The 19,860-nt window shown below is 59.0% G+C and carries 21 protein-coding genes (1 of these 21 running past the window's edge); 6 read left to right on the top strand and 15 right to left on the bottom strand.

What is annotated here, in order from left to right; genetic code table 11:
- Positions 1 to 69: 69 nt before the first annotated feature.
- The 5 genes from N018_RS24920 to N018_RS24900 all read right to left on the bottom strand — a co-directional run bounded on the left by N018_RS24920 (position 70) and on the right by N018_RS24900 (position 5,189).
- Positions 70 to 1,410 carry a hemolysin family protein gene (locus N018_RS24920; protein WP_024644665.1) on the bottom strand — a complete coding sequence of 447 codons (1,341 nt, stop codon included), beginning with the start codon at positions 1,408 to 1,410 and terminating at the stop codon, positions 70 to 72.
- A 100-nt stretch (positions 1,411 to 1,510) separates the two neighbouring features.
- Entirely contained in the window at positions 1,511 to 2,797 is a 1,287-nt protein-coding gene (gene phoR, locus N018_RS24915) for a phosphate regulon sensor histidine kinase PhoR (protein ID WP_229631565.1), read from the bottom strand.
- A gap of 96 nt (positions 2,798 to 2,893) precedes the next feature.
- Positions 2,894 to 3,583: a phosphate regulon transcriptional regulator PhoB gene (gene phoB, locus N018_RS24910; protein WP_002555882.1), complete on the bottom strand. Its 690-nt coding sequence runs from the start codon at positions 3,581 to 3,583 to the stop codon at positions 2,894 to 2,896.
- A gap of 143 nt (positions 3,584 to 3,726) precedes the next feature.
- A complete protein-coding gene (ubiA, locus tag N018_RS24905; RefSeq protein ID WP_025391032.1) occupies positions 3,727 to 4,617 on the bottom strand; it encodes a 4-hydroxybenzoate octaprenyltransferase in 891 nt (296 codons plus the stop codon).
- A complete protein-coding gene (locus N018_RS24900) occupies positions 4,617 to 5,189 on the bottom strand; it encodes a chorismate--pyruvate lyase family protein (protein WP_025391031.1) in 573 nt (190 codons plus the stop codon). The genes ubiA and N018_RS24900 overlap by 1 nt, the downstream gene beginning before the upstream one ends.
- 186 nt (positions 5,190 to 5,375) lie before the next feature.
- Here N018_RS24900 and N018_RS24895 point away from each other — a divergent pair, with 186 nt between their 5' ends.
- The 4 genes from N018_RS24895 (at position 5,376) to N018_RS24880 (ending at position 7,763) form a co-directional block, all read left to right on the top strand.
- Entirely contained in the window at positions 5,376 to 5,543 is a 168-nt protein-coding gene (locus N018_RS24895) for a rubredoxin (RefSeq protein ID WP_003383136.1), read from the top strand.
- A gap of 35 nt (positions 5,544 to 5,578) precedes the next feature.
- Positions 5,579 to 6,727 (top strand): NAD(P)/FAD-dependent oxidoreductase, encoded by a 1,149-nt coding sequence (locus N018_RS24890; RefSeq protein ID WP_025391030.1) that lies wholly within the window; start codon positions 5,579 to 5,581, stop codon positions 6,725 to 6,727.
- 188 nt (positions 6,728 to 6,915) lie between these two features.
- Positions 6,916 to 7,191 (top strand): HU family DNA-binding protein, encoded by a 276-nt coding sequence (locus tag N018_RS24885; RefSeq protein WP_024644670.1) that lies wholly within the window; start codon positions 6,916 to 6,918, stop codon positions 7,189 to 7,191.
- 194 nt (positions 7,192 to 7,385) lie between these two features.
- Positions 7,386 to 7,763: a hypothetical protein gene (locus tag N018_RS24880; RefSeq protein ID WP_024644671.1), complete on the top strand. Its 378-nt coding sequence runs from the start codon at positions 7,386 to 7,388 to the stop codon at positions 7,761 to 7,763.
- Here the strand turns inward: N018_RS24880 and N018_RS24875 are convergent, their stop codons facing one another.
- The 10 genes from N018_RS24875 to N018_RS24830 form a co-directional block, all read right to left on the bottom strand.
- Positions 7,764 to 9,725 carry a DUF7844 domain-containing protein gene (locus tag N018_RS24875; RefSeq protein ID WP_024644672.1) on the bottom strand — a complete coding sequence of 654 codons (1,962 nt, stop codon included), beginning with the start codon at positions 9,723 to 9,725 and terminating at the stop codon, positions 7,764 to 7,766.
- The gene (locus tag N018_RS24870; RefSeq protein ID WP_024644673.1) at positions 9,722 to 10,042 is read right to left on the bottom strand and encodes a DUF2388 domain-containing protein; all 321 of its coding nucleotides are present in this window, start codon (positions 10,040 to 10,042) and stop codon (positions 9,722 to 9,724) included. Before N018_RS24870 ends, N018_RS24875 begins: the two co-directional genes overlap by 4 nt.
- 37 nt (positions 10,043 to 10,079) lie before the next feature.
- A complete protein-coding gene (locus tag N018_RS24865) occupies positions 10,080 to 10,385 on the bottom strand; it encodes a DUF2388 domain-containing protein (protein WP_024644674.1) in 306 nt (101 codons plus the stop codon).
- A gap of 87 nt (positions 10,386 to 10,472) precedes the next feature.
- Positions 10,473 to 10,790 carry a DUF2388 domain-containing protein gene (locus N018_RS24860; protein WP_024644675.1) on the bottom strand — a complete coding sequence of 106 codons (318 nt, stop codon included), beginning with the start codon at positions 10,788 to 10,790 and terminating at the stop codon, positions 10,473 to 10,475.
- 315 nt (positions 10,791 to 11,105) lie between these two features.
- On the bottom strand, positions 11,106 to 11,321 hold the full coding sequence (locus tag N018_RS24855) for a DUF1127 domain-containing protein (RefSeq protein WP_024644676.1): 216 nt from the start codon (positions 11,319 to 11,321) through the stop codon (positions 11,106 to 11,108).
- Between the two features lie 320 nt (positions 11,322 to 11,641).
- Complete coding sequence (locus N018_RS24850) at positions 11,642 to 13,135, bottom strand: acetyl-CoA hydrolase/transferase family protein (protein ID WP_024644677.1); 1,494 nt, start codon at positions 13,133 to 13,135, stop codon at positions 11,642 to 11,644.
- A 181-nt stretch (positions 13,136 to 13,316) separates the two neighbouring features.
- Positions 13,317 to 14,771, bottom strand: coding sequence for an NAD(P)(+) transhydrogenase (Re/Si-specific) subunit beta (locus N018_RS24845; protein ID WP_025391029.1), 1,455 nt, complete (start codon positions 14,769 to 14,771; stop codon positions 13,317 to 13,319).
- Positions 14,768 to 15,091 (bottom strand): NAD(P) transhydrogenase subunit alpha, encoded by a 324-nt coding sequence (locus tag N018_RS24840; protein WP_025391028.1) that lies wholly within the window; start codon positions 15,089 to 15,091, stop codon positions 14,768 to 14,770. Before N018_RS24840 ends, N018_RS24845 begins: the two co-directional genes overlap by 4 nt.
- A gap of 10 nt (positions 15,092 to 15,101) precedes the next feature.
- A complete protein-coding gene (locus N018_RS24835; protein WP_025391027.1) occupies positions 15,102 to 16,223 on the bottom strand; it encodes a Re/Si-specific NAD(P)(+) transhydrogenase subunit alpha in 1,122 nt (373 codons plus the stop codon).
- A 433-nt stretch (positions 16,224 to 16,656) separates the two neighbouring features.
- Positions 16,657 to 17,565 carry a LysR family transcriptional regulator gene (locus N018_RS24830; RefSeq protein ID WP_025391026.1) on the bottom strand — a complete coding sequence of 303 codons (909 nt, stop codon included), beginning with the start codon at positions 17,563 to 17,565 and terminating at the stop codon, positions 16,657 to 16,659.
- A gap of 155 nt (positions 17,566 to 17,720) precedes the next feature.
- Between N018_RS24830 and N018_RS24825 the strand changes: the two genes are divergently transcribed.
- Together N018_RS24825 and N018_RS24820 are read left to right on the top strand one after the other, a co-directional pair.
- The gene (locus N018_RS24825) at positions 17,721 to 18,902 is read left to right on the top strand and encodes an acyl-CoA dehydrogenase (RefSeq protein ID WP_025391025.1); all 1,182 of its coding nucleotides are present in this window, start codon (positions 17,721 to 17,723) and stop codon (positions 18,900 to 18,902) included.
- A gap of 12 nt (positions 18,903 to 18,914) precedes the next feature.
- Positions 18,915 to 19,860, top strand: partial view of a CaiB/BaiF CoA transferase family protein gene (locus N018_RS24820; RefSeq protein WP_025391024.1) — the 5' portion only. The gene runs 275 nt beyond the window's last position; only the first 946 of its 1,221 coding nucleotides appear in the window; its start codon is at positions 18,915 to 18,917; the stop codon falls past the right edge of the window.

The raw sequence follows: 19,860 nt of genomic DNA, 5'->3' as shown, positions 1-19,860 counted from the left end.
GATCGCGCCAACGCGGAGCATAGGCACGATAACCCTAAAGCCCTGTTTCCGGGCACGGCAGACGGTGAGTCAATCCAGCTTCAGCACCTTGGCCAGGACGATTTTCGGGCCTTTCATCTTTTTGATGATGATGCGCAGACCTTCGACTTCCAGTTGCTCTTCTTCTTCCGGCACGCGCTTGAGGGTTTCGTAGATCAGGCCCGCCAGTGTTTCCGCTTCGATGTGGTCCAGGTCGATGCCCAGCAGGCGTTCGATCTTGAACAGCGGCGTGTCGCCACGTACCAACAGCTTGCCCGGTTGATAAGCCAGAATGCCGCGTTCTACCTTGCGGTGTTCGTCCTGGATATCGCCCACCAGCACTTCAAGCACGTCTTCCATGGTCAGGTAGCCGACGATCTTGCCGTCCGCTTCTTCGACCACAGCAAAGTGCGCGCCGCCCTTGCGGAATTGCTCCAGCAACTGCGACAGCGGCATGTGCCGTGAAACGCGCTCCAGCGGACGGGTCAGTTCGGCCAGGTTGAACGATTCGGGAATGTGGTCCAGCGCCGCCAGCTCCAGCAGCAGGTCCTTGATGTGCAACAGCCCGACAAACTCGCCTCGCTCGGCGTCATACAGCGGATAACGGCTGAATTTGTGGCGGCGGAACAGGGCGAGAATTTCCTTGAGCGGCGCGTTGAAGTCCAGCGACACCATGTCTTCGCGGGAGTTGGCCCAGTCGACCACTTCCAGTTCGCCCATTTCGACAGCAGACGCCAGCACGCGCATGCCCTGATCGCTCGGATCCTGACCGCGGCTGGAGTGCAGAATAAGTTTCAGCTCGTCGCGGCTGTAGCTGTGCTCATGGTGCGGGCCAGGTTCACCCTGACCCGCAATACGCAGAATGGCGTTGGCGCTGGCGTTGAGCAGGTAAATCGCCGGGTACATCAGCCAATAGAAGAAGTACAGCGGCGCGGCGGTCCACAGCGACAGCAGTTCCGGCTTGCGGATCGCCCAGGATTTTGGGGCCAGCTCACCGATCACAATGTGCAGGTAGGAAATGATGAAGAAGGCGGTAAAGAACGAAACGCCCTTGATCAGTTCCGGCGTGTCTACGCCCAGCGCCGCGAGCAGTGGCTCCAGCAAGTGCGCAAAGGCGGGCTCACCGACCCAGCCCAGACCGAGCGAGGCGAGGGTGATACCCAACTGACAGGCCGACAGGTAAGCGTCCAGCTGCCCATGCACCTTGCGCAGGATATGCCCGCGCCAGCCGTTCTTCCCGGCAATGGCTTCGACCTTGGTCGAGCGCAGTTTGACCATGGCGAACTCTGCCGCAACGAAAAAGCCGTTGAGCAGGACCAGGAACAGAGCAAAGAGAATCATGCCGAAATCGGCGAAGAGTGAAGACAGGTTAAAACTTGGGGAAGGGTCCATGATGGGGTTTTGCAGGGTCCGTATTAACAGGAAAGGGGGCTAATGCCGCGCCAGAAAGACGCCATGAACCCGGCAATGTAACGGCTGAAAGCGCGATTGCCTAGTAGTCTGAATCTTCGCTCTCTGGTTTGGACAACTGGCTGCTGGCGAAGTGGCATGTAAATACGCTGCCTTTGCCCGGCACACTGTTGATCTCCAGGTTGCCGTGATGGCGCAGCAACACGTGTTTGACGATTGCCAGACCGAGCCCTGTGCCGCCGGTATTCGATGCACGGCTGGTGTCGACCCGGTAGAAGCGTTCGGTCAGGCGTGGCAGATGCTTGATCTCGATGCCGATCCCGGTGTCCTGAACGCTCAGGTGCGCGCCGCGCTCGTCGGCCCACCAGCGAATACGGATGACGCCTTCGGCCGGCGTGTATTTGACCGCATTGAAGATCAGGTTGGAAAACGCGCTGCGCAACTCGCTTTCACTGCCCTTGAGGCGCATGTTGCTCTCAAGACTGATGTGAATCTGTTGATTCTTGCTGCCCGACAGGGCGTTGGCGTCGGCGGTGATGGTCTTGAGCAGGGTGGTGGCCTCAACCGGATTATTGTCCGACGGATAGTCCGTGGCTTCGAGTTTGGCCAGTAACAGCAGGTCGTTGAGCAGCGTCTGCATGCGCCCGCCTTGTTGATGCATCTGCTGCAACGCACGCACCCAGCGGGGATTCACTTCCTCCACGTTGTCGAGGAGTGTTTCCAGATAGCCGAAGATCACCGTCAGCGGCGTGCGCAACTCGTGGGAGACATTGGCGACGAAGTCCTTGCGCATTTGCTCCAACTGATGGATCCGCGTCACGTCGCGCACCAGCATCAGGTGTTCGTTGTTGCCGTAGCGGGTGATCAACAGTTGAATGCGCAGACGATCGTTGGTCGGCGAGGGAATTTCCAGCGGCTCGCTGTAATCGCCCTTCGCAAAGTATTCCTTGAAGCGTGGATGGCGCACCAGATTGGTGACGGGCTGGCCGCTGTCCTGTGGGGTCTTGAGGCCCAGCAAGGTTTCGGCAGCACGGTTCCACCATTCCAGGTTGCCGTCGCTGTCGAGCATGATGACTGCATCGCGCAGGGCCGCAGTGGATTCCTGAACCCGGTCGATGACTGCTTGCAGGCGACCGCGAACACGTTGGTCACGACGTTGAAGGTGGTAGATGCTGTCGAAGACTTCGCCCCACAGGCCATAGCCGTCCGGCGGCGGTTCGTCGGCCTTGTGGCTGCTCAGCCATTCATGCAGACGCAACAGTTGCTTGAGTGTCCAGGCCAGATAAAGACCCAGCCCGGCGGCCAGGCTCCAGCCATATTGCCCACTGACAAGTCCGACCAGCAGGCAGCCAGTGATCAGTAGCAACATGTGGCGTATCAGGGTGCCGTGCCAATTTTGATTCAATTAGGGGTAAATCCTTATCTGCTCCGCACTGATTGCTGCCCTGCGCCGGAGAGTCGGTTATCAGCTCTTGGTGGAAAAGCGATAGCCGGTGCCGCGCACGGTTTGTACCAGATTTTCGTAAGCGTCACCCAAGGCCTTGCGCAGGCGACGGATATGGACATCGACAGTGCGTTCCTCGACATAGACGTTGCCGCCCCAGACCTGATCAAGCAACTGGCCGCGGGTATAGGCGCGTTCCTGGTGGGTCATGAAGAATTGCAGCAGGCGGTATTCGGTCGGGCCCATTTCAGCCGGTTTGCCGTCGATGGTCACACGGTGGCTGATCGGATCAAGCAGCAGGCCGCCGACTTCGATAGGCGCTTCGCCATCCGTCGGCCCGGCACGGCGCAGCACAGCCTTGAGGCGGGCGACCAGTTCACGCGGTGAGAACGGCTTGGTGATGTAGTCGTCAGCGCCTACTTCCAGGCCCTGGATCTTGTTGTCCTCTTCGCCCTTGGCCGTGAGCATGATGATCGGGATGTCGCCGGTCAGCTCATCACGCTTGAGACGGCGCGCCAGCTCTATGCCGGACGTGCCGGGCAGCATCCAGTCGAGCAGGATCAGGTCCGGCTTGCGGTCGACGATGATCGCGTGAGCCTGCTGAGAGTTTTCGGCTTCAATACAGTCATAGCCGGCCATTTCCAACGCAACGGCGATCATTTCGCGAATAGGCGCTTCGTCGTCAACGATCAGAATGCTCCTGCCAGCCATGCTTGAACCTCTTGTCATTTAACTGTCTTGGGGCGCATTAGATAACGGAATTATTGCAGTCGTGTGACAGGTCTACAGGAGGCTAGCACGCTGGCGATCTGCGAGGGCCTGGATGAGCTTTTATTTAGGTGCGGCGGCTGCGGTCAACGCAGTGCGTAATCGGCCACGATACCGAGGAATATCGCCAGCCCGGCCCAATGGTTGTGCAGAAAGGCCTTGAAGCACGCATCCCGTCCACGCTGGCGTGTACTCCAGAACTCCCAGGCGAAGCATCCGGCTGCTGCCAGCAACCCCAAATAGAAGCACATACCCAGTTCGAAACGTGCGCCGGCCAGCATCAGACAGCCCAGCGCCAGACCTTGCAGGGTCAGGATGATCACGCGGTCAGCATCACCGAACAGTACGGCCGTGGATTTCACGCCGATTCTCAGATCATCGTCACGATCCACCATGGCGTAGTAAGTGTCATAACCCACTGTCCAGAGCAGATTGGCGATGTACAGCAGCCAGGCGGCGGCAGGCAGTTCGCCGGTTTCGGCGGTGAACGCCATGGGCATACCCCACGAGAACGCTGCGCCCAGCACCACTTGCGGGTAATAGGTGTAGCGCTTCATGAACGGGTAACTGGCGGCCAGCGCCAGGCCGCCGAACGACAGCCAGAGGGTGCTCGGGTTGGTGAACAGCACCAGCACAAAACTCAGACCGACCAGCACCGCGAACAACGCCAGTGCTTCACGTGAACTGATTTTGCCGCTGACCAGCGGGCGTTGCTCGGTACGTTTGACGTGGCCGTCTACCTTGCGGTCGGCGAAGTCATTGATAACGCAGCCCGCTGCACGCATCAGAAACACGCCGACTACGAAAATGAACACGGTTTTCAGCGACGGCGCGCCTTTGCCGGCAATCCACACCGCCCACAGGGTTGGCCACAACAGCAGATAAATGCCGATGGGCTTGTCGATGCGCATGAGCTGAATGAAGTCCCAGGCGCGCGGGCTCAGGCGATTGAGTGATTTGAGCAATGACAGGTACATCAGGCACGGTCCTTGTTGTGCAGCATGTCGCACAGAGCGGGTAGAAAGACTTCGGCGACCAGCACGCTCAGCGTGCCACGACTGAATCGCGAGCGGCGTGCCCAAAGCGTTGTGGGCCATTGTGAAGCCGCTTCAGCAGCAGGTAACCCGTCTGCGGGGTAACGACACACCTCAAGCGTGCCTCGCGCAAACGCAGGGTCGCTGAACAGCAATTCGCCCAGCGAGCGGGCGCCCAACCGGTCCATATTCAAGCCGCCGTCCTGCAAGGCGCTACGGGCTGCGACACTGCGCGCGAATACCCAGTTGCAGCCGTTGCCACGTAGATGCACCTCGCGGACCCAGCCTTCGCTGTTCGGGGGCAGGTCGAGCGCCCTGCATTCGTCGCTGCGCAGGGGTTGCCAGCCTTCGAACAGCGGGAACACGCTGAAACCGCCGTCAGACAGACGGTCCAGCCTGCGGGTAAGCGAGTCCTGATTGAACAGCCAGTCGAGAATAACAGGCTCGGGCGAGTCGCTCATTTGCTCGCGTTGCAGCCAGACCGGGCTAATGAATACAGGGGGATGCTGGATCACGATAAGTCAATTTCGACAGGCAACGAGGCCGCGAGCTTAGCATGATTGCAGGCGCTGACCGACGGTCGGTAGCGCTTCTGATTATAGAATCAGACTTGCATCCGGGCCTGTCGATCAGTACAACGCCCCTTCAGGCGGCAATCGACCGCTGAACTCTATTTAGCCTGACCATCGAGAGAACCGAACATGAAGAAGTGGCAATGCATCGTCTGCGGCCTTATCTACAACGAAGCCGACGGCTGGCCGGATGACGGAATCGCCGCCGGTACGCTCTGGCAGGACGTCCCTGAAGACTGGCTGTGCCCGGACTGCGGCGTCGGCAAGATGGACTTCGAAATGATCGAAATTGCCTGATTCCTCAGGTCAACAACCACGAGCTGGAAATAACCATGAGTGCACCTGTCGTCATCATCGGTACTGGCCTGGCGGGCTATAACCTCGCTCGGGAGTTTCGCAAGCTGGACAGCGAGACCCCGCTGCTACTGATCACGGCCGACGATGGCCGCTCTTATTCCAAGCCGATGTTGTCGACCGGCTTTGGCAAGAACAAGGAAGCCGATGCCCTGAGCATGGCCGAGCCAGGTGCAATGGCTGACCAGCTCAAGGCAGAGGTACGCACCCATACGCGGATCAGTGGCATAGACCCTGGCCACAAGCGTCTGTGGATTGGCGAAGAAGCTGTCCACTATCGCGACCTGGTGCTGGCCTGGGGCGCCGAGACCATCCGTGTGCCCGTCGAGGGTGACGCCAGCGATGCGGTCTTCCCGATCAACGACCTTCAGGACTACGCGCGTTTCCGGGCCGCTGCGGCCGGCAAACGACGGGTTCTGATTCTGGGGGCCGGGCTGATCGGCTGCGAGTTTGCCAACGACCTGATTCTGGGCGGTTACGAAGTGGATCTGGTCGCGCCGTGCGAGCAGGTCATGCCTACCCTGTTGCCGGAGGCCGCTGCGGTTGCGGTAAGGGCCGGGCTCGAAAACATAGGTGCACGTTTCCATCTGGGCCCCGTGCTGACCCGGTTGCAGCGTAGCGATGAAGGTCTGCAGGCGCAGCTGTCCGACGGGCAGATCATTGCGTGCGACCTGGTGGTATCAGCCATAGGTCTGCGGCCCAGGATCGAGCTGGCTGCCGCAGCGGGCTTGCAGACCGGCCGCGGCATTCTCGTCGACCGTCAGTTGCAAACCTCGCACGCCAACATCCATGCCTTGGGCGACTGTGCCGAGGTCGACGGCCTGAACCTGTTGTACGTCATGCCGCTGATGAGTTGTGCACGTGCTCTGGCCCAGACCCTGGCGGGAACACCGACAGCGGTGAAATACGGTCCCATGCCGATCACGGTGAAAACACCGGCGTGCCCGCTGGTGGTTTCGCCACCGCCGCGTGGAGCAGATGGGCGCTGGAGCGTTGAGGGGCAGGGGGCCGACATCAAGGCGCTGTGTCACGACGCTGAAGGCAATCTGCTGGGCTATGCGCTGACAGGATCTGCCGTCATGGAGAAACTCGCGCTGAATAAGGTGTTACCTGCGTTATTGACCTGATTTCGCAGCATTTTGTCGGATAGTTGTCATATTGCTGCCAATAAAGCCTGTTCACGGACTGGCGCGGGTAGCTTCGGCATGCCATCCTCGAACTCGTCTGCCGCAACGTAGAGCCGTCGCGGCGCCTTGTTGCCGTTTGTCACAAGCGGCGCGGGACATAAAAACAAAAACCGTAAAAGAGGCTTCATATGCGTAAACCAGAAGTTGTTGCCGCCATTGCTGAAAAGGCGGATCTCACCCAGGAAAAATCCGCTCGCGTCCTCAATGCCATCCTTGAACACATTACTGACGCACTGAGCCGCAAGGACAGTGTCACGCTGGTAGGTTTCGGGACTTTTCTGCAACGCCATCGCGGCGCACGGACTGGCAAAAACCCACAGACCGGTGAGCCGGTAAAAATCAAGGCAAGCAACACGGTTGCCTTCAAGCCGGGGAAAGCTCTGAAAGACAGCGTCAACCCTTGATACCCGTTGCGCGCCTCGGCGGGAGGCGAGCAACCAGGCACGGGCACTCCATAGACGAGTGCCCGTTTTGGTTTCTGGGGTATATGGTGTCGATCTCCTTCGAAATAGGAGTTTTCCTACAGGATTTAAATGGGTAACCCGTTACACTGCCACCCCGATCCCATTGGCGGATCGAGATCGCTTCGAGGCTGCGTATGAAATTTCGTTTTCTTCTTTGGATGCTGGGTTTGCTGATGACCCGCGCCAGTCGTAACAATCCTGCTTTTCAGCAGCAGTTGACGGGCAAGAACCTGACCTTTCAGTTGCAGACCGCAGATGGCAAGATTGCGCGCCATTTTGTAGTTCAGGACGAGCGTATCAGCAGTGCAAGCGGTCTGGTTGCAGAGCCTGCGTTCGCCATTTCGTTTCGTGATGCTTCGTTCGGGTTTGTCACGCTTCAAGCCAAAAACAAGCAGTTGGCGTTCATGAGAGGCATTCAGGACAAGGACATCCAGATCAAGGGCAGCCCGGCCCTGGTGATCTGGTTCCAAGGTCTCACCAAATACCTTAAGCCGAAAAAGACGACGGCCTGATCAAGGCAGTTCCAGCCCGCCTGCTGCCTTGTGCAGTGCGCGGAGATGGTCGCCCATCTGTTTGAGATTGGCTTCATTCGCAGCAATTTCTCGGGCGCGAGCTGGCTCCAGCAGGGCGCGAACCTCTTTGTCGAGGTCGCCCGTCAGACGCTTGAGCTGCTTCTGACGCTGGCTGCTTTCTGCCTCAAGCCGTTGCCACTCATTGGCCTGCGGCAAGCCATAACCGCCGCTGCCCAGCAGTTCAGCGGGACGACTGAGGAACCCGCTGCTGGCGAGGATCTCCTGCAGCGTCGTGGTGGCCTTGGACACCTTGCCGTCTTTCAACTCCCGCGCGCCAAGATAGCTCTGTTTCACTTCGTCCTGGGCCAGCAGCAATTGCCGACGCAGGCTGGCCTGCTCGAGCAGTAGAATCGCAGCGCTGGTGCGCAGGTCCGCCTTGCCGAACCACTGACTACGCTCACTGGCTGGCAGGGCCATCCACTCTTCCACGGTGTTCTGCTTGATCGGCAGGTGCTTTTTCAGCACTTCGAACATGGCCTGATAGCGATCACGGTAAGAGTCGAATCGGTAGCCCAGGCGTAGCGCTTCCTTGGGATCGTCCAGCACGCTGGTGTCCGCCAGACCTCGGCCTTTCAGGACCTCAAGCAGGCCGTTCGGCAAGATGCTGTCCAGACCGATCAGCTTGGGGTTATGGGTGCCGCTGCGCAGCAGTTTGAGGTTTTCAACGGCACAGTTGTTGGACAGGAAGTAATAGTTGCCGTCGTAGCTCCAGTGCATCTCGGCAGCATGCTGAACCAGCCCTTCGATTTCCGGGCGCGACAGCTTGATCGGCACTGACGCCAGGCTGCGCAGTTCGGTCTTGGTGTATTCGTCGATGACTTGAGCCAGCGGCAGCACGAACAGGCGTGACGGGTAAGCGCCCATCAGTCCGTCCCAGCTGGAGAGCTGGACATCACCGACAAACGCCCGGTACGACAGGACCAGATGCTGATCCAGGTCGAGACGGCAATCCGGGCCACGCGGGCGACCGGGTTTGCAGATGACCAGACGCAGCATGCTGTGGCCCCAACGGCTGGCCCAATTTTGATTCGCTTCGGCCAGCAGGTAGTCGACCGCATAGACCCGCTCGGGGTCCAGCTTGCCCAGCGGCTCGCGGCCGAAGTCGCTGCCCGCATTCAGGTAAGGATAATACGTTGGGCATTCAGCGCGTGCGGCGGGTGCCCAGCCGAAACGCTCCTTGTAATAGGCGTACAGCGCAGGGCGACGGCAGGCGTAGGCCGGGTCGAGCAGGAAATACTCCATGTTGACCGCCACGAACTCCAACGGGCTGGTGGTTTCGTAGATGTCCGGGCTGCGCGCGACCTGGCCGTTGTGCTCCTCGCGTTCGCCACGACGTCCGACGTATTGCTGCCAGCCTGCGAGGTCCAGCAGGCGCGGGTCGTCACTCAGGGTAAAGCGTCGCTCGGTCTGACCGCGGCAATCGTCGGGCAGGCCGACTTTGCCCAGCGAGCTGTTGCGCGACGAGCAGCGGAAGAGGGTCGCCCGCTCGGTGGCCGACCACAAACGGGCGCGGTCATACACATGGGTCAGCTCATGCAGAACAGTGGCCAGCAGTTCCCGGCGCACGGTACCGTGCGGCCGGCCGGTCTCTGCGGTGGCTGCCGAGCCATCCGTCAGGGAGGCGAGCAAGTGGCTGTTGAGATACAACTGATAAGGACCGGCAGCCTGCCCGTAGGCATTTTGCGGCATGTCACTGGACCAACTTACTTCAACCTTTCGGTCCAGGGCCTCGACGAAACTCGGCGGTAGCGCACGCATGGCTTCGTCGAGCAGCGTCTGGCTGGCGTGTTGTTGAGCGGCGTCGAGGCCGTCAGTGTGCAGTTCCAGTGTCAGGCTGGCAAAGGCATGCGTCCCCACCAGCGACAGCGCGCCAGCAAGCAGCCAGGCGCGAAGTTTCCTCACAATGCGAGGATTGCTTCAGCCAGGGTCTGATCGCTGGCACCGCGTGCTTCCGGCAAGCGGGTGCGCAGTGTGTCGAAAGCCGCATCGAGCTGGGCACCGTGGATATCGCCACCGCTGGCGACGTAGCTGGCAGCATCGTCCTTGGCCTGAATCACGACCTTGGAGTCACGAATCGAGGTGGTAGTGTCCGAAGTGAAGTCGATAGTACGGCCGAACGCGCGAACGATGATGTTGCTCGTGGCCACAACAGTCTGTGCCTGGGCAAAGTCGGCCAGCAACAGCAGGCCGAGGGAAGCAGCAATCAGCGGGGTACGCATTTAGTAACGTCTCCAGTACGCAAAAAGGGGAAAGTGGCTATTGGACGAGGATTGCCTGCGCCAGTTCAAGGTCGCTGGCATGAAGTTTCACATCTGCCTGACGCAAGGCGTGCAAGGCTGATTCAAGTCGTGCACCGCGCAGGTGTCCGTCGCTGGCAATGAAGGCCGCAGCGTCGTCCCTCGCCGCCATGATCAGCTTGTTGTCGAAAGGTGCTGTTGTGACCTGACTGGTAACGTAGCCGGTCTTGACCAGGCCTTGTGTGGTCGTATCGAACGCTTGCGCCTGACCGAGGAGCATCAGGCTGGCAAAGGGTGCGACAAGCAGAAGGTGCAATAAACGCATGGCTTTCACAAACCGGCAAAACAGGCGTCAAGGCTAGCGCAATGCTCTAGCCAGAGCTACCCCGGCGCGTTGCCGGGGTGCAACGTATCAGATGGCCAGGATGGCCTGAGCCAGTTGACCGTCGGTTGCTTGCAGTTCCGGCAGTTGCTGACGGATGTGCTGCAAGGCACCTTCCAGACGAGCGCTGCGGATCTCGCCGGAGCTGGCGACAAAACTGGCCGCATCATCACGTGCAGCGAGGACGATTTTGTCGTCCTTCAGGGACGAAGACACATTGGACGTGGCACGGGTAGAAGCGTTGACTGCATCGACCACAGCATCAGTGGTCACAATAAAGCTGGAGGCATTGGCGCCTGCTGCAGCGGTCAACAGGAAGGCAGCGCCAAGGGTACGGAGCAGAGACATGATTGAATTCCATCTTGGAGACAAAGGGGCACAGGCTGCTTGCGAAGCCAAAGGGCTGATGTAGAGCGCTAGACTATCCCACCGGCAGAGCGCTGTCATGATGACTGAGTATAGGGAAAGTAAATTGGTTACTGCTAACCCGTAACTGTGCTGCTGATTTTTAAAACAAGGATAACTGTACTGCTTTGGCTAGGCACAGCAAAAGCCTCACCCAGGAACGACAAAACCCGTCTCGGTTGCCTGAGACGGGTCTTGTATAAAGCAATTCGGGTTGCTGGCGGGAAGCCTTTGGGCTTGTGACCAGCGAGCGCTAAATTAGCGCCAGAACGGCTTGCTCAGCTCTTCATAACGCTGGGATTCGCTGATACCGGCGTCAGCCAGCAAGCGTGCATCCAGACGGGCCAGTTGATGGCGGCTGGACAGACGACGCTGCCAGAGCATCAGGTTGGCGAATGCGCGCAGAGGCAGAGAAGATTTTGCGGTGTTGACGGTGCTTTCGCTGAACAGATCGGAACTGAGTGTACGTTCCATGGTGTGACTTCCTTCCGCTTGTGGCGGGATTAGTGAGTTGCTTGACTGGTGCCCATTCTCCTCGCTCGTGTACAGCTTCCATAGGCACAGTTCATCTGTATTGTGAGGGTTCAGTTAACTGTGATCGGCCACTGTTTTGTTCATAAATGGGGCAACTGTACCGGTCAGCACTTTTGTGGTGCGTTTTGTGCTCGATTGTGGTGTTTTTCGCAGTTTTAGGCTGTTTTGCGACCGGTACAGCAGTACAGTTTTTTGAAATGCCGATCAGCCAACGCTGACAGTTAAACAGAAAGGGTTGTGTTCACTTCCAACTGTCCTGTTCAGTCAGCCAGCATCCGCCCGGTTTCTTCCAGGTTGATGTGCCAACTCAGTGCTTCGCGAAGGATGTGCGGCGTGTGCCCGCCGATCGCGCAGGCGGCATTGAAATAGGCGTTCAGGGCGTCTCGATAGGACGGATGAACGCAGTTATCGATGATCACCCGCGCGCGTTCGCGGGGTGCCAAACCACGTAAATCAGCCAGGCCCTGTTCGGTGACCAGAATGTCGACGTCATGCTCGGTGTGGTCGACATGACTGACCATGGGCACAACGCTGGAAATCGCGCCGCCCTTCGCTATCGATTTGGTGACGAAGATCGCCAAATGCGCGTTGCGTGAGAAGTCCCCGGAGCCACCGATACCGTTCATCATTCGCGTGCCGCAAATGTGGGTAGAGTTCACGTTGCCATACAGGTCGAATTCCAGCGCGGTATTGATGCCAATGATCCCCAGGCGACGGATGACCTCCGGATGATTGGAAATCTCCTGCGGGCGCAGCACCAGCCTCGATTTGTAGCGATTGAAGTCGGCAAAGACTTCCGCGTGTTTGGCCGCTGACAGGGTCATCGAGCTGCCCGACGCGAAACTCAGTTTGCCAGCATCGAACAGGTCGAATGTCGAGTCCTGCAGCACTTCGGAATACATGGTCAAGTCGGTGAACGGTGATGCCAGCAAGCCGTGCATCACTGCGTTGGCGATGTTGCCAATCCCCGCTTGCAGAGGCATCAGCTTGTCGGTGAGACGGTCTTCGCGCACTTCGTTCTTGAAGAACTCCACCAGATGGTTGGCGATGGCCTGGGTGTCGGCGTCTGGCGGCGTGACGGTGGATGGTGAGTCTGGCTGATTGCTGATGACGATGCCGACGATCTTCGCCGGGTCGATCTTCACCGCATGGCTGCCGATGCGTGAATCGGCTTCCAGCACCGGGATCGGCAGACGCGTAGGGCGGTAGCTGGGAATATAGATGTCATGCAGGCCTTCCAGCTCCAGCGGCTGGGACAGGTTGATTTCCACGATGACCTGTTTGGCGAGAATCGCGAAGCTGGCCGAGTTGCCGACGGAGGTGCTGAGCACCAGATGGCCTTCTTCGGTGATCGCTACGCATTCGATCACTGCCAGGTCCACCGCTTTGATCTGCCGGTTGCGCAGCATTTCCACGGTGTCAGACAGATGCTGGTCGATGAACATCACCGTGCCATTGTTAATTGCCTTGCGTAGCGTGCTGTCGACCTGAAAGGGCATGCGCCGCGACAGGACGCCGGACTCCGTCAGTTGCTTGTCCAGGTCATTGCCCAGGCTGGCGCCGGTCATCAGGCTGATCTTCAGGGGCGTCACTTTGGCGCGTTCAGCCAGTGCATGGGGCACGGCCTTGGCTTCACCTGCGCGGGTGAAGCCACTCATGCCGACGGTCATGCCGTCTTCAATCATGGCGGCAGCATCGGCTGCGCTCATAACCTTGCTCATCAGGGAGGGCAGGCGGATACGGTCACGGTACATGGGGTCTGTCTCGGGGTTGGAAGCAAAGCGACAAGTCTAGAGCGTTGGACGGGCTTCGTCCTGCTACCAAGGTCGCATTTGAGGGCTCTGATTGGCGGCTCTCAGTACAAAACACTGTTGCATGAAATGTAAAAAGCCCCGCTCGTCCAGGACGCCGGGGCTCGGCTTGCACAAGAGCAGGCTAGGTGTTTTCGACAGCCTTCACCATGTCCTCGATCACCTTTTTGGCGTCTCCGAACACCATCATGGTCTTGTCCAGATAGAACAGCTCGTTATCCAGCCCTGCGTAACCGCTGGCCATCGAGCGCTTGTTGACGATGATGGTCCTAGCCTTGAAGGCTTCCAGAATCGGCATCCCGGCAATCGGTGACTTCGGATCGTTCTTGGCCGCCGGGTTGACCACGTCATTGGCGCCGAGCACCAGCACCACGTCGGCCTGACCGAATTCGGAGTTGATGTCGTCCATCTCGAACACCTGATCGTAGGGCACTTCTGCTTCGGCCAGCAGGACGTTCATGTGCCCCGGCATGCGTCCAGCCACCGGGTGAATGGCGTACTTCACAGTGACGCCGCGATGCACCAGCTTTTCCGTCAGCTCCTTGAGCGCATGCTGCGCGCGAGCCACCGCCAGGCCATAACCCGGCACGATGATCACCGTGTCGGCGTTGGTCAGGAGAAAGGTTGCGTCGTCTGCCGAACCGGACTTCACCGGGCGTGCCTCCTTCGCCCCCGCCGGGCCTGCCGACGCCGTTGCGCCGCCGAAGCCGCCCCCGATCACATTGAAGAAGGAGCGGTTCATCGCCTTGCACATGATGTAAGAAAGGATCGCACCCGACGAACCCACCAGCGAACCGGCAATGATCAGCATCGAATTGTTCAGCGAAAAGCCGATACCCGCCGCCGCCCAGCCTGAGTAGCTGTTGAGCATCGAGACCACGACCGGCATGTCGGCGCCGCCAATCGGAATGATCAGCAGTATGCCAATCGCGAAAGCCAGTGCCAACATGATCGCAAAGGCGGGGAGGCTACCGGTGAACATGAAGGTCAGGCCGAAGAACAGCGTGGCAAGGCCCAGGACCAGATTCAGTTTATGCTGCCCCGGAAACTGTACCGGTGCGCCTTGGAACAGGCGGAATTTGTACTTGCCCGACAGCTTGCCGAAGGCGATCACTGAACCGGAGAAGGTGATTGCGCCAATGGCGGCACCAAGAAACAGCTCGAGACGATTGCCCGCCGGAATGGAGTCGCCGAGGTGGCGCACGATGCCCAGTGATTGCGGCTCGACCACGGCGGCGATGGCAATGAACACCGCTGCCAGACCGATCATGCTGTGCATGAACGCCACCAGCTCCGGCATCTTGGTCATCTCGACACGCTTGGCCATGATCGAGCCCGCCGTACCGCCCACCAGCAGACCGACCACGATGTAGCCGATGCCCGCGCTGGAACCTTCCGCTGTCGACAGGGCCGCCAGCTTGAATACCAGACCGATCGTGGTGATGACCGCCAGGCCCATACCGAGCATGCCGAACAGATTGCCGCGGCGTGAGGTGGTCGGGTGCGACAAGCCCTTGAGCGCTTGAATGAAGCAGATCGAAGCGATCAGGTACAACAGCGTGACCAGATTCATGCTCATGACTTGGGCACCTCGTCTTTCGCTTTGGGTGCCTTCTTCCTGAACATCTCAAGCATTCGCCGAGTGACCAGAAATCCGCCAAATACATTCACTGCCGCCAGCGCGACGGCCAATGTGCCCATGGTCTTGCCCAGAGGCGTGACAGTCAGGGCGGCGGCAAGCATTGCACCGACGATCACAATCGCGGAGATCGCATTGGTAACGGCCATCAGGGGGGTGTGCAGCGCGGGCGTAACGTTCCAGACCACGTGGTAGCCGACATAGATGGCCAGTACGAAAATGATCAGGTTGTAGACGCCGGGGGAAATAAACTCTTCCATGGGTATGTCCTCAGCCGTTTTTGCGGACGACGTGTCCGTCGCGGCACATCAGGCACGCGGCGACGATGTCGTCTTCGAGGTTGATCGAGAATATGCCGTCCTTGTCGAACAGCAGCTTCATGAAATCCAGCAGGTTGCGGGCGTAGAGCGCAGACGCATCGGCGGCAACCAATGCGGGCAGATTGGTGTGCCCGACGAGGGTGACGCCATGCTCGACGATCACCTGATCGGCAACGGTCAGCGGGCAGTTGCCGCCTTGTGCGGCCGCAAGGTCGATCACCACCGAGCCGGGCTTCATCTGGGCCACGGTCTCGGCGCTGAGCAGAACCGGTGCCTTGCGGCCCGGGATGAGCGCAGTGGTGATCACAATGTCCGCCAGCCTGGCTTTCTCGTGAACGGCGGCGGCCTGGCGCTGCATCCAGCTGACGGGCATCGGGCGCGCATAGCCGCCGACACCTTCGGCGCACTCGCGCTCTTCATCGGTCTCGTACGGAACATCAATGAATTTGGCACCCAGCGATTCGATCTGCTCTTTAACGGCCGGTCGCACATCCGACGCTTCGACCACCGCGCCGAGCCGTTTAGCCGTCGCAATCGCCTGCAGACCGGCCACGCCTGCACCGAGAATCAGCACGCGTGCTGCTTTGACGGTGCCCGCCGCTGTCATCAGCATTGGCATAAAGCGCGGGTAGTGATGCGCGGCGAGTAATACGGCCTTGTAGCCCGCGATGTTGGCTTGGGAGGAAAGCACGTCGAGGCTCTGCGCACGAGAGGTGCGCGGCGCCGCTTCCAGAGCGAAAGCGGTAATGCCGCGTTCGGCCATCTTGCTGATCAGTTCGCTGTTGAACGGGTTGAGCATGCCGATGAGCACCGAGCCGCTCTTGATCAGGGCCAGTTCGTTATCGTCCGGGGCCACGACTCTGAGGATCACCTCACTCGCGTACGCCTCGTTCGCGCTGCCAATGGCCGCGCCTGCTGCTTCATAAGCGCTGTCCGGAAAACTGGCATGAACCCCGGCTCCGCTTTGTACGGTAACGCTGTGTCCCTGGCTGATCAGCTTTTTGATGGTTTCCGGCGTGGCAGCCACCCGGGTTTCGCGTGTCTGGGTTTCGAGGGGAACACCAATGTGCACGACAAATCTCCTGCGCGATTTTTTATCGTTGGTTTTTTTATTGTTGGTAAATACCAGTGCACTGCCGCTTGTGCGGCTGGCTTGGCCAATCAGCACGCCTGCTCAAGCGGGCGCGGAGCATTTTGCAGGCGAAGTTTGTGGGCTTCAATACATCCTGTAATAAAACTATAGAGTAACTACAAGTCACACCGTGACCTATTGTCGCAGATAACCGCTATGAGCCTTTGTTTGCAAGGGTAAGGGGGATATTCATTACGGAAAGCAGGTGATAGACATTTTTTGGCTGAAATCTGAAAAACAGAGAAAACCCTGCGAATTACCTAGTATTTATTGGGTTATGAACCGGGGCATGGTTTTTTCTGTGAGTTATTTCAAAGCGACATAACGTTATATCTGTAGGGTTATTTTTAGCTTCACTACCTTTTCAGTAGGGTCAGGCGTTATTTTTAGGCAGTCTGTAATCTTGGGCCTGATCGACCAGCCAGTCTCGAAACGCGGTCAGTGACGCCGACTCCACTTTGCGTTCGGGAATCATCAGGTGGTAAGCCTTGTTGCTGGGTAACGAACGTGTATTGGCAATCACCAGGCGCTGTTCATGCAGCTCGCGCTGGATAAGGAAGGGCGGAATCAGTGCTACACCCATCTCGTGCATGGCTGCCTGAGCCAGCATCGAAAACAGCTCATAACGAGGCCCGGTCATGTCGCGCGGCACGTCGAGGCCCTGCGCGTTGAACCACTGGCGCCAGGCGTAGGGACGGGTGGTTTGTTGCAGCAGCGGCAACTCGGCCAGTTCGCCTGCCGACAGACTGTCTCGACCTTTCAGCAAAGACGGGCTGCACACCGGCATGGAGTTCTCGCCCATCAACCGATGCGACTCGGTGCCGGACCAGTCGGCATCGCCAAAATAGATGGCGGCATCGAAGTGGGTGTCAGCGAACAGGAAGGGCCTGGTGCGATTGGTCAGGTGAACCGTGACGTCAGGATGCTTCAGCTGGAAGTCTTTCAGACGCGGCAATAACCATTGCGTGCCAAACGTGGGAACCACAGCCAGCTCGATAGCGTTGGCACCTTGCTGGCCCATGATCGATAGCGTATCGCGCTCGACGGCATCCAGTTGCAGGGCAACACGACGGCTGTAGGAAAGGCCTGCTTCAGTCAGCTTCACGCCTCTTCGGGAACGTCGGAACAGTTCCACGCCGAGGTACTCCTCCAGCCCGCCAATCTGTCGGCAGATGGCGCCTTGCGTCAGGGACAGCTCATTGGCGGCTTTGGTAAAGCTTTCGTGTCGCGCGGCGGCCTCGAAACTCACCAGCGCGGTAGTGCTGGGTATCTTGCGTCTCATATACCTTCTTCTCACTGGTTCTTATGTTGTAGTGCGGTATTGAAGATCACGAAGTGAGAAATTAGCACAAGAGGTTGATAAAACCTCGTTTGTCGAGGGGCTGAGCCGGGGCTAGGATCAGTCCATAACATTTCGAACGGGCGTGAGGAGCAAATATGGGCGGCAAGGCAAGCTTTAACTGGATCGATCCATTGTTGCTGGATCAGCAGCTCACTGAAGAAGAGCGCATGGTTCGCGACACTGCCGAGCAGTTCGCCCAGAGCAAGCTGGCCCCGCGCGTACTTGAAGCCTTTCGTCACGAGAAAACCGACCCGGCCATCTTTCGCGAGATGGGCGAGGTGGGGCTGCTGGGGGCGACCATCCCGGAAGAGTTCGGCGGCAGTGGTCTGAATTACGTGTGTTACGGGTTAATCGCTCGTGAAGTCGAGCGTATCGATTCGGGCTATCGGTCAATGATGAGTGTGCAGTCCTCGCTGGTGATGGTGCCGATCAATGAGTTCGGTACGCAGGCCCAGAAAGAGAAGTACCTGCCAAAACTGGCTTCTGGCGAATGGATCGGCTGCTTCGGCCTGACCGAGCCTGACCATGGCTCCGACCCGGGTGCGATGATCACCCGTGCTCGAAGCGTTGAGGGCGGCTATCGCTTGAGCGGCAGCAAGATGTGGATCACCAACAGCCCGATTGCCGACGTATTTGTCGTATGGGCCAAGGATGATGCGGGAGATATCCGTGGTTTTGTATTGGAGAAGGGTTGGGCGGGGCTGAGTGCGCCGGCCATTCATGGCAAGGTCGGGCTGCGCGCGTCGATCACTGGCGAGATTGTCATGGACAACGTGTTCGTGCCGGAAGAGAACATCTTCCCGGACGTGCGGGGTCTCAAAGGCCCGTTTACCTGCCTCAATTCGGCGCGGTACGGCATTTCCTGGGGCGCGCTGGGTGCTGCGGAGTTCTGCTGGCACACCGCGCGGCAGTACACCCTTGATCGCAAACAGTTCGGGCGCCCGCTGGCGGCCAATCAGTTGATCCAGAAAAAGCTCGCGGACATGCAGACCGAGATTACTCTGGCCCTGCAAGGTTGCTTGCGATTGGGGCGCATGAAGGATGAAGGCACGGCGGCGGTCGAGATCACTTCGATCATGAAGCGCAACTCGTGCGGCAAGTCGCTGGATATCGCCCGTCTGGCTCGCGACATGCTGGGCGGTAATGGCATCTCGGACGAGTTCGGCATCGCCAGGCATCTGGTCAACCTCGAAGTTGTGAATACCTATGAAGGGACGCATGACGTGCATGCGTTGATCCTCGGGCGGGCGCAGACCGGTATTCAGGCTTTCTATTAAGGAGGGCTGGGTATGGGCGCGCTTTCACACATCAGGGTGCTGGACCTCTCGCGAGTGCTGGCCGGACCCTGGGCCGGGCAGATACTGGCGGATCTGGGGGCTGACGTGATCAAGGTCGAGCGTCCTGGTTGCGGCGATGATACTCGCGCGTGGGGGCCGCCGTTCCTGCGCGATGCAGCCGGGCGGGATACCACCGAGGCCGCCTATTACCTGTCGGCCAATCGCAATAAGCAGTCAGTCACCATTGATTTCACGCGTCCTGAGGGGCAGAAGCTGGTGAGGGAGCTGGCAGCGAAGTCCGATATTGTCATTGAAAACTTCAAGGTCGGTGGGTTGGCGGCCTATGGGCTGGATTACCTCTCGCTGAAGGTGATCAATCCGCGGCTTATCTATTGCTCCATCACCGGGTTCGGGCAAAGCGGTCCTTATGCCAGGCGTCCGGGGTATGACTTCATGATTCAGGCGCTTGGCGGCCTGATGAGCCTTACCGGTTTGCCGGAGGGTGAAGAGGGGGCTGGCCCGGTGAAAGTCGGCGTGGCGCTGACCGATATTCTGACCGGGTTGTATTCGACGACGGCGATTCTTGCTGCCCTGGCCCATCGCGATCAAAGCGGGATCGGGCAATGCATTGATATGGCCCTGCTGGATGTACAGGTCGCCTGCCTGGCCAATCAGGCGATGAATTACCTGACTACCGGCGTATCACCTGGGCGGCTCGGTAATGCTCATCCGAATATCGTGCCCTATCAGAGCTTCCCGACGGCTGACGGGGACCTGATCCTCACCGTGGGTAATGACGGTCAGTTCAGGAAATTTGCCGAGGTGGCGGGTCATCCGCAGTGGGCGGACGATCCGCGCTTCCTCGGCAACAATCTGCGCGTTGCTCATCGTGCCGAGCTGATCCCTCTGATCCGTCAGGTCACGGTATTCAGGACGACTGCCCAGTGGGTCAGCGATC

The organism is Pseudomonas syringae CC1557, from assembly GCF_000452705.1.
GTDB classification, from domain to species: Bacteria; Pseudomonadota; Gammaproteobacteria; order Pseudomonadales; family Pseudomonadaceae; genus Aquipseudomonas; species Aquipseudomonas syringae_F.
The sequence above is the reverse complement of the archived record's forward strand: the minus strand, read 5'-3'. Positions and strand labels throughout refer to the sequence as shown.